This is a genomic window from Haloarchaeobius iranensis (genome assembly GCF_900103505.1).
Taxonomy (GTDB): Archaea; Halobacteriota; Halobacteria; order Halobacteriales; family Natrialbaceae; genus Haloarchaeobius; species Haloarchaeobius iranensis.
On record NZ_FNIA01000003.1, the window covers coordinates 16,148 to 28,916 of the forward strand.

The window sequence follows — 12,769 nt, forward strand, 5'->3', positions numbered from 1 at the left end:
ACGTGTTCGGCCGGGGTCCCGCGACGATGGAACGGGATTCCCGTTACAAGTGCGAGACGGCGCCACTCCCACCTGTATGGAAGTGAACCGAGGCACTCTCGCGAAACTGCTCGCGGTCGTGTTCGTGTTCAACCTCCTGGTGATGGGGGCCGGTGCGCTCTACTCCTACGAGCACACCCCGCCAATCCCGAAGGAGGTCGCCGGACCTGGCGGCGAGACCGTCGTGACCGACGCGCAGGTGCGCGAGGGCAAGACGGTGATGCAGCAGAACGGCCTGATGAACCACGGCTCGATCCTCGGCAACGGCGCGTACTACGGCGTCGACTACACCGCGGACGCGCTCCAGTTGAAGACGCAGTTCATGCGCGACTACTACGCCGACGAGCGCTACGGGCGGGCCTACGACGCGCTCCCGGCCGAGGACCGGGCGGCCGTCGACAGTCTCGTCGAGTCGGACCTGGCCGACGGGAGCGTCGAGGACCGCATCCAGTACTCCGACGCGGAACTGTACGCCCACCAGCAGGTGCGCGAGGTGTACGTCGAGCGGTACCACGAGGGCGCACGCGAACGCGGGGTCCCGGCGGACACCATCGATTCCGCCGAGGAGGCCCGGCGGTTCGCGGACTTCGCGCTCTGGACGGCGTGGATATCCCACACTGACCGCCCCGGCGGTGACGCCTCGTTCACCAACGAGTGGCCGTACGCACCCGGTGCCGGCAACGTCCCGACCGGCGGAGCGATGATCTGGAGCAGCATCAGCCTCGTGCTCCTCGTCGGCGGCGCCGGCGTCGGCGTCTGGCTCTACAAGTCCGTCGAACTCCCGGAGCCGAGGGTCGGTGCGGTCGAGATTCCCGACCCGTCCGAGGTCGACCTGCATCCGAGCCAGCGCGCGGCGACGCGGTTCATCCCCATCGCCGCCGCGCTGTTCCTCCTACAGACCCTGCTCGGTGGCCTGCTCGCGCACTACTACGTCGAGCGCGACGGCTTCTTCGGCATCGGGGAGCTGCTCGGGGTGGACGTCCTCGCCCTGTTCCCGTTCTCGATGGCGAAGACGTTCCACCTCGACCTCGGCATCCTCTGGATCGCCACCCTCTGGCTCGGGGCCGGGCTGTTCCTGCCGGCGCTGCTGACCGGCCACGAGCCCGACCGGCAGCGGACGTACATCCACGTGCTGCTCGGCGCGCTCGTCGTCGCGACCGTCGGCGGGCTCGCCGGCGTCTGGCTCGGCGCACAGGGCTACATCGACGGCGAGCTCTGGTGGATCATCGGCAACGAGGGGCTGGAGTACCTGGAGGTCGGCCGACTCTGGCAGTTCGGCCTGCTCGCCGGCTTCGTCCTCTGGACCGGCCTCGTCGCGAGGGGGTTCAGGCCGATGCTCGACCGCGAGCCCCGGTACGGCCTCGCGCACATGATAATCTACGCCGGGGGCTCCATCGGCCTCCTGTTCGTCTCCGGCATGCTGTACACCCCGCAGACGAACATCGTGATGACGGAGTTCTGGCGCTGGTGGGTCGTCCACATGTGGGTCGAGGGCGCGTTCGAGTTCTTCATCGTCGCCGTCGTCGCCCTCACGCTGGTGTCGATGGGGCTCCTCCGGAAACGGTCGGCCGAGAAGGCGGTCGTCTTCGAGGCGCTGTTCGTGATGGGTACCGGCGTCATCGGCGTCTCCCACCACTACTGGTGGGTCGGCCAGCCCGACGTCTGGGTGCCCCTCGGGACGGTGTTCTCCACCCTCGAACTCATCCCGCTGGTGCTCATCCTGTTCGAGGCCATCAACGAGTACCGCGCGCTCGCCACCGCCGGCGAGGAGTTCCCGTACACCCTGCCGTTCATGTTCATCGTCGCGAGCGGCCTCTGGAACTTCGTCGGGGCCGGCGTGCTCGGCTTCTTCATCAACCTCCCGCTCATCAACTACTACGAGCACGGCACCTACCTCACCGTCGGTCACGCCCACGCCGCGATGTTCGGCGCGTTCGGCTTCCTCGCGCTGGGCATGGCGACGTACATGCTCCGGCTCTCGACCGAGCCCGGCGAGTGGGTCGAGAAGCGGCTCCGGTGGGCGTTCTGGCTGTGGAACGTCGGGCTGGCGGTGATGGTGTTCGTCTCCGTCCTGCCCGTCGGCTTCCTCCAGCTCGACGCCGCGTTCACCGAGAGCTACGCGTACGCGCGTAGTCTCGAGTTCTACAACAGCGAGACCATCCAGCTGCTGTTCTGGGCCCGACTCCCGGGTGACGCGCTCATCATCCTCGGGACGGCGGTCTTCGCCTACGACGTGCTCGTGAAACGGTTCTCGCTGCGGGACGTCTCCACCAGCGACGAGGACCGGCCGTCCGCCATCCCGAACAGGGTGCTCGCCGAGGACGACGACTGACCACTCCCCCTGGTTTAAATAGGCAGTCCGAACACCTTCGCGCTGGTTTCACCCGGGTGAGAACCGCCAGACCGGTTGATGTGGGTCCCCTCGCAAGCAACGCATGTGAGGTGACAAAGGATGTTTGATACTACGCGGCGGCGCGTCGTACAGGCGCTCGGTGTCGGTGGCGCAGCGACCCTCGCTGGCTGTTCCACGGGGGAGCAGCCGGCGGAGGGGAACCAGGCGACGACTGTTTCGTCCACGCCCACCCAGCAAGAACCGGCCCAGACGACGGTCGACCGCATCGCGGCCGACCCACGGGACATCCCGGACCCGGTGGACTGGAGCGAGCCTCGACACCACGACGTGACGCTCAGCGTCACCGAGGAGACCGCGGAGATAGAGCCCGGCGTCACGTTCGACTTCATGACGTTCGACGGGCAGGTGCCGGGCCCGATGATTCGCGTCCGCCGAGGTGATACGGTCAACATCACCCTGGAGAGCCCCGACGACAACTCGATGCCGCACAACATCGACCTCCACGGCGTCTACGGCCCCGGCGGTGGTGCCGAGGCGTCGAACGTGAACCCGGGGGAGAACAACTCCTTCGAGTTCACGGCGATGTACCCGGGCATCCACATCTACCACTGTGCGGTCCCGAACCTGGACCAGCACATCAGCTCCGGGATGTTCGGGGCCATCCTCGTGGAGCCGGAGGACGGCCTGCCCGAGGTGGACCACGAGTTCTTCTTCGGGCAGCACGAGATCTACACGGACAAGGCCCCCGGCGAGGAGGGCCACCACGCCTTCGACTTCGAGGCGATGAAGAAGGAGGAGCCAACCTACGTCGTCTACAACGGCGAAGCCTACGCGTTCACCGGGAACGGCTACGGCCCCATGGAGGTCGACAAGGGCGACCGGGTCCGCATCTTCATGTCCAACGGCGGCCCGAACCTCCTCTCCTCCTGGCACGCAATCGGGAACGTCTGGACGGACTTCTACCGCGACGGCGCGCTCGCGAACGACCCCGAGAACTACGTCGAAACGGCGCCGGTCGCACCCGGGACGGTCGCCTGTGCCGAGATCGACACCCCCGTCCCCGAACCCATCAAGCTGGTCGACCACGCGCTCACCCGGGTCGCCCGGAAGGGCATGATGGGCGTCATCCAGGTCAACGGCTCCCCCGAGCCCGAGATCTTCAACCCGGACCCCTGAGCCTGGCCCGGTGAGACACCCGCAACGGCGGTGCTGACGGTGGGGACGCCCACGGGCGGGATACGGCTGTCATCCCCACGCCCGCACGGGGGCGGAGCGGTACTTTTAAACGCGTGAGAGCCTCGAATTACCATAATGGCTTTTGAGGAGCTCCTGGAAGACCCTGTCATCCAAAAGTACCTCCACGAGCTGGTCGGTCCGAAGGGCATGCCGGTCGCGGCCGCCCCGCCGGACGGCGAGGTCACCGACGAGGAACTCGCAGAGGAACTGGACCTGGAGCTCAACGACGTGCGCCGGGCCCTGTTCATCCTCTACGAGAACGACCTCGCCTCGTACCGACGGCTCCGCGACGAGGACTCCGGCTGGCTCACCTACCTGTGGACGTTCCAGTACGAGAACATCCCGGAGAACCTGGAGGAGGAGATGTACCGACTGCTCGACACGCTCGAGGACCGCAACGAGTACGAGCGAAACCACGAGTTCTACCTCTGTGAGGTCTGTTCCATCCGATTCGAGTTCGGCGAGGCGATGGACTTCGGCTTCGAGTGCCCCGAGTGTGGCTCGCCGGTCGAGTCGATGGACAACGAGATGCTGGTCACGGCGATGGAAGAGCGCATCGCTGCGCTCCGTGACGAACTCAACGTGGACGCGAGCGCATAATGGTCGTCCTGGCAACCAAGCTGTACGTCGAGGGCGACGCGAGAGACCGGTCGATGGACGCACTGCGCGCACTGGTCGACAACGAGGTCGGCGAGCTCGACGTCGAGTACGACATCGGGGTCCGACACGACGACTTCCCGACCGTGACGGTCGAGGGCCCCGACGCCGTCGCGGCCCGGAACGTCCTCGTCGAGGAGTACGGCGAGATACTGCCGCAGCTCGAGGCGGGCGAGACCTACGTCGGCACCCTCCAGCGGTGGGACGACGAGGGCTTCGTCCTCGACGCCGGGCAGCACGTCCGCATCCCGGCCGACCAGCTCGGCCTCGGGCAGGGGTCGCCCGAACAGATACGCGACCGGTTCGGCATCGTCCAGCACCTGCCGATGCGGTTCGTCTACGGCGGCGACGACGAGCCGTCCCGGCTGGCGGACGCGGAGATCGACCGGCTGTACGACTGGACCCGGGGCACGGGTCGACTGAACGTCAACAGCGCGACCCGCGGCGAGGTCCGTGCGACGGTCAACCGCGCCGGCCACGCCCAGGACATCGTCACCGTCGAACGCCTCGGCCTGCTCGAACAGTCCGTGGTCTGCCGCGAGGGCACCGACCCGCCGGGCCTGCTCGCCAGCGTCGGGGAGTACCTCCCGGCCGAACTGAAGTGCGTCGTCCCATAGTATGAACCGTCGACTGCTGCTCGGCGTCGGTCTGGCTCTGTTGCTCGCCGCCAGCGCCGGCTGTCTCGGGCTGTTCGGTGACGGTATCTCCGACTCGCAGCTGGACCGCAACGCGACGTACGACTGGCAGGAGGTTCCGGAGTGGGACACCACCAACGGCACGGTCGAGCCCGTCGAGACCGCGGGGACGACCGACGTGTTCGTCAACGTCACCGGCGAGTCGTACCACGCCGTCTACCACATCGACAACCGCACCGACGAGGAGTTCGAGGTGTGGACCCGGGGCATCAGCAACGACAACCCGGTCGGCATCTCGGCGCTCCGGTTCCGCCATCCGAACGGAACCACGGTGAACGGCTCCCAGCTCCGGGTGTACAAGACGAACTACCGCACGCACGTCGTGCTCCCGAACGAGAACGGGAGCGTCAACGGCACCCTCGCGTTCTCCGGCCCCGCCGAGCCCAAGCACTTCCGGCTGTGGAACTACATGGAGGGCACCTACGAGGTCGTGCTGCCGTCCGGCTTCCGGACCTCCTTCTTCCTGTTCGGGCAGGTCGTCCCCTCGGCGGACAACAGCTACGTCGACGACGATAACCGGCTCCACCTCGAGTGGACCGACGAGGAAGACCCCGTCTCGGGCCGGATGACGATCAAGTACTACCTCCAGCGGGACTACTACATCTTCACCGGCACCGCGGTCGTCCTCGGGCTGGCCGCGCTCGTGGGGATGGGCTACTACTGGTACCAGATCCGTGAGCTCACCGGGAAGCGCGAGGAGATGGGCTTCGACAGCGGCGACGGCTCCGGCTGACTCCCCGCTAGCGCGCGTTTTTTGTCCACGCCGACCCTTGCGAGAGGTATGCGCGTAGCCGTCGTGACCGTCGGCGACGAACTCCTGAGTGGCGACACGACGAACACCAACGCGACGTGGCTCTGCCGTCGGCTCACCGAACGCGGCGTCGAGGTCGAACGCGTCCTGACCGTGCCCGACGACGTGGGCGACATCGCGGAGGTGGTCAACGAGTCGCTGGCGGCGTACGACGCGGTCGTCGTCACCGGCGGGCTCGGCCCGACGCACGACGACATGACGATGGAGGGCGTCGCCGCCGCGGTCGGCCGCGAGGTCGAGGCGAACGCGGAGGCGGAGGCGTGGCTCACCGAGCAGGGTGGCTACGCGGCGAGCGACCTCGCGCCCGGCACCACGCATCTACCGGTCGGGGCGCGGGTCCTGCACAACGAGGTCGGCGTCGCGCCCGGCTGTGTCGTCGAGTCGGTGTACGTCCTCCCGGGCGTGCCCGAGGAGATGAAGGGGATGTTCGAGACGGTCGCCCCGGAGTTCAGCGGGACGGTCCGGCACGTCGAGGTCGTCGACGCCGACGAGGCGGAGTCGGAGCTCGTCGACCGGTTCGCGGAGCTTCGCGACCGATTCGACGTGCAGGTCGGGAGCTATCCGGGCGAGACGGTGTCGGTGAAGCTCTCGGGGGTCGACGAGGACGAGGTTCGCGAGGCCGCCACCTGGCTGCGCGAGCGGGTCGACGGGCCCGAGGCGTAGCCCCGGTCAGGCGACCCGGTCGTCGGGCAGTCCGGTGCCGAACTCGCGCTGCATCGAGAGCGCGTGGGTGAAGTCGGCCTCGGAGAGCACGCCGACGACCGAGCCGTCCCGGGTCACCAGCGCGTTCTTCGCCCGCGTGCTGTTCAACGCTGCGAGCGTCTCGAAGGCGTCGGCCGTGACCTCGAATCGGGGCACCTCCTTCGCGACACGACCGACCGAAGTGGTCTCCCGGTCGCCCGGGTCGATGGAGCGCATGTCCGCCAGCGTGACGATGCCGACGACGCCCCCGTTTTCGTCGGTCACCGGATAGGTGGTCCGGCGCTCGCGGAACATCCGCTCGGTGAACGCGGCGACGGTCTCGTCGGCTGGGACCGTCGGCACGTCCCGACTCATGACGTCCTCGACGGTGATGCCCTCGAGCAGTTCGTCGAGCAGCACCGTCCGTGACTCCGAGGTCGCCGCCCCGTAGATGAACAGCGCGAGCAGCAGCATGATGGGGTTGACTCCGATCGCGCCGACGACCGCAAAGAGCATCGCGAACACGACGCCGATGCGGGCCGCGATGCGCGTCGCGCTCCCGTATGGCCGGCTGCGCGCGAGGAGCGCCCGGAGGATGCGCCCACCGTCCATCGGGAACGCCGGCAGCATGTTGAACACCGCGAGGGTGACGTTCGCGACGGCCAGCCACCCGAAGACGAACTGCGCGACGGGGAGCGACGACGGCGTCACGAGCAACAGCCCGGCGGCGACGCCTGCGGTCGCCAGACTCGTTATCGGCCCGGCGATGGCGATCCAGAGCTCCTTGTTCCACTCGCGCGGGACCTCCGACAGCGCGGCGAGGCCACCGAGAATCCAGAGCGTGATGGACTCGATGCCGAGCCCGTACCGCAGCGCGACCCAGGCGTGGCCCAGCTCGTGCAGCGTCACGCTGACGAACAGCCCGACGGCGGCGGCCGTCCCGACAACCCAGGGCGTCGAACCGGTGCCGAGCGCCTCGGTGTCGACGGCGACGCCGAACGCACTCTCTATCCAGCCCGCGTAGAGCCCGATCTGCTCGCCCCCGCCGAGCAGCCAGGCGAGTATCGGCAGGAACACCACCAGCGAGATGTTGATACGGATCGGGATACCCCAGACTCTGAGAACGGTGACGTTTCGCATACCCCCTTTAGTTGACTTGGTGGGTTAAAACGGCCGCACGGTCGTGCCTACCGGTAGATGTGGAGCAGCCAGCCGACAGTCAGTGCCAGACTCGCGACGAGGACGACCCACCCGGTGCCCGGGAACGGCAGCGCGTTGCTGGTTTCGAGGACGAGGTTCATCATGGCTCGCGCTTGCGTCCCCGGTAGCTTAAACGTTCACATGTCGGGGAGGTGGGCCGGAGCGTTCACGGTGCCGAGGCACCGAGGCCGTGGTATGACCGACTGGAACTGCGCGCTCCCGGGCGGTATCGGCGGAGCCGTCGGGACAGCCGTCGCCGTCGTCGGCTCGCTGGGCACGTGGGGCGGGGCGGTCGCGGCCGGGGCGGGTGCGCTGCTGGCCCTGGTCGCGTACTACGGCGTGACCGGGCTCCCGGAGTAGCCGGCCCCGTGCTCCGGTGCCGGAAGCGCGTCCTTTTTCCACCGGACTGACCAAGGGACGGCACATGCGAATCGGGGTCGTCGTCAACCCCATCGCCGGGATGGGAGGACGGGTCGGACTGAAGGGGACCGACGGGAAGGTCGCGGAGGCACGCGAACGCGGTGCGGAGCCGCGCGCGCCCGAACGGGCCGTCGAAGCCCTGAGGACGCTCCGTGAGGCCGCGAGCGAGGACGTCGAACTGTTCGTCGCCGGCGGCGGGATGGGTGAACGGGAGGCCCGGGACGCCGGCTTCGAGCCGGCGGTCGTCACTGACCCCGGCGACGAGACCGACGCTGCGGACACCCGCGCGGCGGTCGAGGCGTTCTGCGACGCCGACGTGGACCTCGTGCTGTTCGTCGGCGGCGACGGGACGGCCGTCGACGTGGCGAAGACCCTGCAGGCCGCCGAGGTCGACACGCCGATGCTCGGTGTCCCAGCGGGCGTGAAGATCTACTCCTCGGTGTTCGCCGTGACACCCCGGGACGCGGGGCGCGTGGCGGCGACGTTCGAGCGCGTCGCGGACCGCGAGGTGAACGACATCGACGAGGACGCCTACCGCGGTGGCGAGGTACGGACGACGCTCCACGCCGTCGTCCCCGTGCCGGTCGCCGAAGCCGTGCAGTCGTCGAAACAGGTCGGCGGCGGCACCGTCGAGTCGCTCGCGGAGGGGTTCGCCGAGGAGGTCGAGCCGGACGTCACCTACGTCCTCGCGCCCGGGAGCACCGTCGGGGCCATCAAGCGGGCGCTCGGCTTCGAGCCGTCGCCGCTGGGGGTGGATGTCTGGCGCGACGGCGAGGTGCTGGCGTACGACGCGACCGAGGACGAGATTCTCGACGTGCTCGGGGAACGGAACGTCATCGTCGTCTCGCCCATCGGCGGCCAGGGGTTCATCTTCGGACGGGGCAACCACCAGATCTCGCCGGCGGTCATCGAGCGCAGCGAGGTCGAGGTCGTCGCCTCTCGGAACAAACTGGACGACGTTGGGGTCCTCCGGGTGGACACCGACGACGGGACGGTCAACGAGTCGCTCCGCGGGTGGCAGCAGGTCCGCGTCGGCAGGTACGAGCGGCGGCTGCTGAAGGTCGTATAACCCGTCTCCGGCCAGTAGCGGCTGTTTCGACCCTGATAGAACCACGTAAGGAGTGGTATTATCGAGTACTACGGAATATAATCGCGAGGCAGTCAAATATAAGGTCTCCCCATGGCTACGGAAGGGCATGGAAACGCGAAAGGTCCAGCGGCTCGGGCCGTCCACGCTGGCGATGACGCTGCCCGCGGAGTGGGCGAAGGAGCAGAACGTCGAGAAGGGCGACGAGGTGTCGCTGCGGATGGGCGGTAAGGGGACGCTGACGGTGATGCCGGAGTCGGTGAACACCGAGGAGTCCGAGGCGATCATCCACGCGGACAACCTGGACGCGGACGCCGTCGAGCGCGCCATCGTCGCCCAGTACGTGCTCGGGCGACGGGTCATCCGCGTCGTCCACGAGGGCGGTACCCTCCCCTCGGAGCACATCAACGCGGTCTACCAGGCCGAGACGCAGCTGATGGGCCTCGGCGTCATCGAGGAGACGCCCGAGAGCATCGCCATCCGGTGCTCCGTCGACCCCGAGGACTTCACGCTCGACAACCTGCTCGAGCGACTGGAATCGACGGGTTCCACGATGCGCGGCGAGGCCATCAAGGCGCTCGCCCACGGGAACCCCGACATGGCCCAGCGCGCGCTCAACCGCGAGCGGCAGGCGAACAAGATATTCGTGCTGATGCTGCGGCTCATCTTCACCGCTTACCAGAACCCGAACCTCGCCCGCGCGGTCGGCCTGGACGAGGGCTTCCCGCTCATCGGCTACCGCTCCATCGCGAAGAACCTGGAGCTCACCGCGGACAACGCCGAGGACATCGCCGAGATCGTCATGGAGGCCGAGAACCACACGCTCAACGTGGACCAGCCCGTGATGCGCCGCATCCGCGAGTTCACCGAGAAGGTCGACGAGATAACCGCGCTGGCGGTCGAGGCCGCCGTCGAGCGCGACTACGACAAGACCATCGAGGTGCGTCGGCTGTTCCACGAGATCAGTGACCGCGAGCGCGAGATACTCGACGACCTCCCCGAGATGGACAACAAGGACCTCCTCCAGGTCCGCGAGGTGCTCGTGAGCCTCCAGCAGACCGCCCAGTACGCGATGCGGAACGCCGAGATAGCGGTCAACCTCGCGCTCAACGAGCAGTCCGAGCACGTCGAGATCCACTGAGCGCGTCGGCCGCTCGTTCTCCGTCCTGCGCTGTCGCTGGATGTGTGAAGCTACACGGACCGGGGCGACCGCCTCAGTCGGCCGTCGCTTCCGGCATGCGTTCCTCCTCTGTGGCGTCCGTGGGCTCGGGGTCGGTCTTCGCGACCGTCAGCGGGCTCCGGCTCGTTATCTCGCAGTCGAAGGCCGGATGCTCCGCGAAGTGTCGCACCAGCATGTGTCGGCGCGAGCCCGTGATACCGGTCCGGCCGACCGCCTCCGCCCCGAACTCGTCGGGCAGGCGCTCGTACAGCCGGCGGACGGTCTCGAAGCTCTCGAACACCTTCGCGTTCCCGGCGGAGTCGGCCCCGCGACGGGTCACCTCGTAGGAACCGTCTTCGCGGTGGACGCCGGTGGTGCGGAAGAACTCCCGCCGTTCGACCAGTGCGTCGCCGATCTGGTCCTGCAGTGCCATCGCTTCTCGACGCGTGAGCGTCCGGTCCGATTCACCGATAGAAACGACAATCGACTCTGGAGTGGATTCGACGGTGATCTCGTTACCGTCGGAGAACTCGACCAGGAGACTGGGTACTCCGTGTCATGTACGGTACCCTGAGCGGCCCGGGATAATAAGCGTGTTGCCGGCGTCAGCACTCGCCGAGCCGGTTCACGCGAGTCTTGCCGCATCCGACGCGCGGGCTCCGAGGATGCCGTCGCCGTCCGTGGTCGTGCCGCCACCGCTCGTGGTGCCGTCGTCGCCGCCGCTCCCGTCGTCGGTCGTGGTCTCGTCACCACTGCCGCTGGTGCCCCCGTCGGTCGCCGACCCGTCCGTGCCGTTCCCGCCGTCGTTGTCGGTCGCGTTCTTCGTGCCGAAGATGTCCGTCTCGATGGTCTCGGTGTAGGTGAACCGGTCCATCGGTATCTGGACGCTGGTGCCGCCGATCTCGGTGGTCACGCTGAAGTCGATCCGCAGGTCTGTCACCTGGTCGCGCTGGAGATGGCTCACCCACCACTCGTCGAGGTTCGGGTTGTCGATGGTCGTCACGGTTCGAACCCGCGTCACCTCGCCGGGCGCGAGGACGTACTCCCGGGTGTTCGTCCCCTCGCCGACCGTGATGTCGTTCATGTTCACCGCGTACTCGATCTGCGAGATGGGGATGGCGTACGACTTCGGATTGTAGACGTAGAAGTCGAGCACGATTGGCGTCGACTCGTTGGTCACCTCGCCCCACCGGCCGGCGGTCCGGTTGACGTAGAGCACGGGGTCGTCGACAAGCGGCCGGTTCGCGTTCACCTCGCGCGTCTCGGTCGAGTTGAACGACGAGAGCAGGTCCGTGTCGATGGTCCGCTGCTGGGGGACCGCGACGGAGCGGCCGACGAGCCCCGACCGGATGCTCGCGTCGATACGCACGTCGGTCCGCTCGCCGCGACGGATGTGGCTGGCCCACCACTGCGGTATCCGCTCGTTCTGGAGGTAGCTCCGCGTCGTCACCGTCGACTGCCCCGGAGCCGCGTCGATGCCCGACCGCTGGCCGGTCGCCATCGTGACGTTGTTCATCGCGACCTCGTACTCGGCCGACACGTCGAGGAAGCCGGTCCCGACCGGGTTCGGGTTCTCGACCCCGAGTTCCGTCTCGATGACCGTCGTCGACTCGTTGGTCTCGCCGAACCGGTTCTCGACGCCCGTGACCGACGGGACACCGAGGAAGCCGAGGAGGTACGCCGCGACGACGACGCCGACGAGGCCGACCACGAGGGCGGCCCCGATGCGGAGTTCGCTGCCGAACAGGACGCCCTTCACCGAGGCGAGCCCCCCGCTCGTCGACCCATCACCTGTGTCCGTTCCGTCTGTCATTCCTGTGGACCGACGTGGCCCCTGCGTAAAAGGCCTTGAGCCAACGGCCTTTGGATGCAACCCCGCCGTCGACAGCAGGGATTAAGACCCTTCCCTCGATAGAGACGGCCATGAGCCAACACACGTCCGGGTCGAGCGACAAGGCGATCGGGTTCTCCACCGCCTTCGGTGTCGGCGCAGTCCTGAGCGCCGTGGCGATGGCCGTCTTCGGCATCCAGTACCTCGGTGGCACGTCGAGCGCGCAGGTCGCGGGCAGTGCCGCCTTCGCGGGCGCGATGATCTTCTCGATGCTCTCGGTCTTCGCGCTGCAGTGGTGGGACCAGTAGAGCAAAAATCGTTATTAGCGTGAGGCCCCTATCTCAGTGTAGACGATGAGCGACTACTCCGACGAGGAGCAACGGATACTCGCCTACCTCCGAGATAGCGTCTCGAAGGGGCAACAGTACTTCCGTGCGAAGAACATCGCGGACGCGATAGACCTCTCCTCGAAGCAGGTGGGGTCGCGACTCCCGCACCTCTCAGAGAAGTCCGAGGAGGTCGACATCGAGAAGTGGGGGCGCTCGCGGTCGACGACGTGGAAAGTAACGGTTAGCTAACCCGATTCCGCTGCGTTTTTGC

14 protein-coding genes are annotated in these 12,769 nt (G+C 67.6%); 11 read left to right on the forward strand and 3 right to left on the reverse strand.

Going from position 1 to position 12,769, the window contains the following annotated elements:
- The first annotated feature begins 76 nt into the window (after nt 1-76).
- From BLT27_RS02920 to BLT27_RS02945, 6 genes are all read left to right on the forward strand, one after another.
- On the forward strand, nt 77-2,371 hold the full coding sequence (locus BLT27_RS02920; RefSeq protein ID WP_089731539.1) for a nitric-oxide reductase large subunit: 2,295 nt from the start codon (nt 77-79) through the stop codon (nt 2,369-2,371).
- Nucleotides 2,372-2,491: 120 nt separating this feature from the next.
- On the forward strand, nt 2,492-3,568 hold the full coding sequence (nirK, locus tag BLT27_RS02925; RefSeq protein WP_089731540.1) for a copper-containing nitrite reductase: 1,077 nt from the start codon (nt 2,492-2,494) through the stop codon (nt 3,566-3,568).
- Nucleotides 3,569-3,703: 135 nt separating this feature from the next.
- The gene (locus BLT27_RS02930; protein WP_089731541.1) at nt 3,704-4,228 is read left to right on the forward strand and encodes a transcription factor; all 525 of its coding nucleotides are present in this window, start codon (nt 3,704-3,706) and stop codon (nt 4,226-4,228) included.
- Nucleotides 4,228-4,902, forward strand: coding sequence for a DUF2110 family protein (locus BLT27_RS02935; RefSeq protein ID WP_089731542.1), 675 nt, complete (start codon nt 4,228-4,230; stop codon nt 4,900-4,902). The genes BLT27_RS02930 and BLT27_RS02935 overlap by 1 nt, the downstream gene beginning before the upstream one ends.
- Before the next feature lies 1 nt (nt 4,903).
- The gene (locus BLT27_RS02940; RefSeq protein WP_089731543.1) at nt 4,904-5,713 is read left to right on the forward strand and encodes a DUF5803 family protein; all 810 of its coding nucleotides are present in this window, start codon (nt 4,904-4,906) and stop codon (nt 5,711-5,713) included.
- Between the two features lie 48 nt (nt 5,714-5,761).
- Nucleotides 5,762-6,454 carry a competence/damage-inducible protein A gene (locus tag BLT27_RS02945; protein WP_089731544.1) on the forward strand — a complete coding sequence of 231 codons (693 nt, stop codon included), beginning with the start codon at nt 5,762-5,764 and terminating at the stop codon, nt 6,452-6,454.
- A gap of 6 nt (nt 6,455-6,460) precedes the next feature.
- On the opposite strand, the gene BLT27_RS02950 is transcribed toward BLT27_RS02945, so the two are convergent.
- The gene (locus BLT27_RS02950; protein ID WP_089731545.1) at nt 6,461-7,612 is read right to left on the reverse strand and encodes a site-2 protease family protein; all 1,152 of its coding nucleotides are present in this window, start codon (nt 7,610-7,612) and stop codon (nt 6,461-6,463) included.
- A gap of 255 nt (nt 7,613-7,867) precedes the next feature.
- On the opposite strand from BLT27_RS02950, the gene BLT27_RS19605 reads away from it, so the two are divergent.
- The 3 genes from BLT27_RS19605 to BLT27_RS02960 all read left to right on the forward strand — a co-directional run bounded on the left by BLT27_RS19605 (nt 7,868) and on the right by BLT27_RS02960 (nt 10,320).
- Entirely contained in the window at nt 7,868-8,032 is a 165-nt protein-coding gene (locus BLT27_RS19605) for a hypothetical protein (protein ID WP_175526358.1), read from the forward strand.
- Between the two features lie 64 nt (nt 8,033-8,096).
- Nucleotides 8,097-9,161 (forward strand): ATP-NAD kinase family protein, encoded by a 1,065-nt coding sequence (locus tag BLT27_RS02955; protein ID WP_089731546.1) that lies wholly within the window; start codon nt 8,097-8,099, stop codon nt 9,159-9,161.
- A gap of 127 nt (nt 9,162-9,288) precedes the next feature.
- The gene (locus BLT27_RS02960) at nt 9,289-10,320 is read left to right on the forward strand and encodes a phosphate signaling complex PhoU family protein (RefSeq protein ID WP_089731547.1); all 1,032 of its coding nucleotides are present in this window, start codon (nt 9,289-9,291) and stop codon (nt 10,318-10,320) included.
- A 73-nt stretch (nt 10,321-10,393) separates the two neighbouring features.
- Here BLT27_RS02960 and BLT27_RS02965 read toward each other — a convergent pair whose 3' ends face one another.
- Together BLT27_RS02965 and BLT27_RS02970 are read right to left on the reverse strand one after the other, a co-directional pair.
- Nucleotides 10,394-10,849, reverse strand: coding sequence for a DUF7528 family protein (locus BLT27_RS02965; RefSeq protein ID WP_368086023.1), 456 nt, complete (start codon nt 10,847-10,849; stop codon nt 10,394-10,396).
- Nucleotides 10,850-10,963: 114 nt separating this feature from the next.
- Nucleotides 10,964-12,151: an LEA/WHy family protein gene (locus BLT27_RS02970; RefSeq protein WP_089731549.1), complete on the reverse strand. Its 1,188-nt coding sequence runs from the start codon at nt 12,149-12,151 to the stop codon at nt 10,964-10,966.
- A gap of 110 nt (nt 12,152-12,261) precedes the next feature.
- Here BLT27_RS02970 and BLT27_RS02975 point away from each other — a divergent pair, with 110 nt between their 5' ends.
- Both BLT27_RS02975 and BLT27_RS02980 read left to right on the forward strand, forming a co-directional pair.
- The gene (locus BLT27_RS02975; RefSeq protein ID WP_089731550.1) at nt 12,262-12,477 is read left to right on the forward strand and encodes a DUF7525 family protein; all 216 of its coding nucleotides are present in this window, start codon (nt 12,262-12,264) and stop codon (nt 12,475-12,477) included.
- A gap of 45 nt (nt 12,478-12,522) precedes the next feature.
- Nucleotides 12,523-12,747: a DUF7123 family protein gene (locus BLT27_RS02980; RefSeq protein ID WP_089731551.1), complete on the forward strand. Its 225-nt coding sequence runs from the start codon at nt 12,523-12,525 to the stop codon at nt 12,745-12,747.
- Nucleotides 12,748-12,769: the final 22 nt, after the last annotated feature.

Bases quoted from the DNA above. Each gene is read 5' to 3' on its own strand.
- BLT27_RS02920 (WP_089731539.1), top strand. From the start codon at position 77: ATGGAAGTGAACCGAGGCACTCTCGCGAAACTGCTCGCGGTCGTGTTC.
- nirK (WP_089731540.1), top strand. From the start codon at position 2,492: ATGTTTGATACTACGCGGCGGCGCGTCGTACAGGCGCTCGGTGTCGGT.
- BLT27_RS02930 (WP_089731541.1), top strand. From the start codon at position 3,704: ATGGCTTTTGAGGAGCTCCTGGAAGACCCTGTCATCCAAAAGTACCTC.
- BLT27_RS02935 (WP_089731542.1), top strand. From the start codon at position 4,228: ATGGTCGTCCTGGCAACCAAGCTGTACGTCGAGGGCGACGCGAGAGAC.
- BLT27_RS02940 (WP_089731543.1), top strand. From the start codon at position 4,904: ATGAACCGTCGACTGCTGCTCGGCGTCGGTCTGGCTCTGTTGCTCGCC.
- BLT27_RS02945 (WP_089731544.1), top strand. From the start codon at position 5,762: ATGCGCGTAGCCGTCGTGACCGTCGGCGACGAACTCCTGAGTGGCGAC.
- BLT27_RS02950 (WP_089731545.1), bottom strand. From the start codon at position 7,612: ATGCGAAACGTCACCGTTCTCAGAGTCTGGGGTATCCCGATCCGTATC.
- BLT27_RS19605 (WP_175526358.1), top strand. From the start codon at position 7,868: ATGACCGACTGGAACTGCGCGCTCCCGGGCGGTATCGGCGGAGCCGTC.
- BLT27_RS02955 (WP_089731546.1), top strand. From the start codon at position 8,097: ATGCGAATCGGGGTCGTCGTCAACCCCATCGCCGGGATGGGAGGACGG.
- BLT27_RS02960 (WP_089731547.1), top strand. From the start codon at position 9,289: ATGGAAACGCGAAAGGTCCAGCGGCTCGGGCCGTCCACGCTGGCGATG.
- BLT27_RS02970 (WP_089731549.1), bottom strand. From the start codon at position 12,151: ATGACAGACGGAACGGACACAGGTGATGGGTCGACGAGCGGGGGGCTC.
- BLT27_RS02975 (WP_089731550.1), top strand. From the start codon at position 12,262: ATGAGCCAACACACGTCCGGGTCGAGCGACAAGGCGATCGGGTTCTCC.
- BLT27_RS02980 (WP_089731551.1), top strand. From the start codon at position 12,523: ATGAGCGACTACTCCGACGAGGAGCAACGGATACTCGCCTACCTCCGA.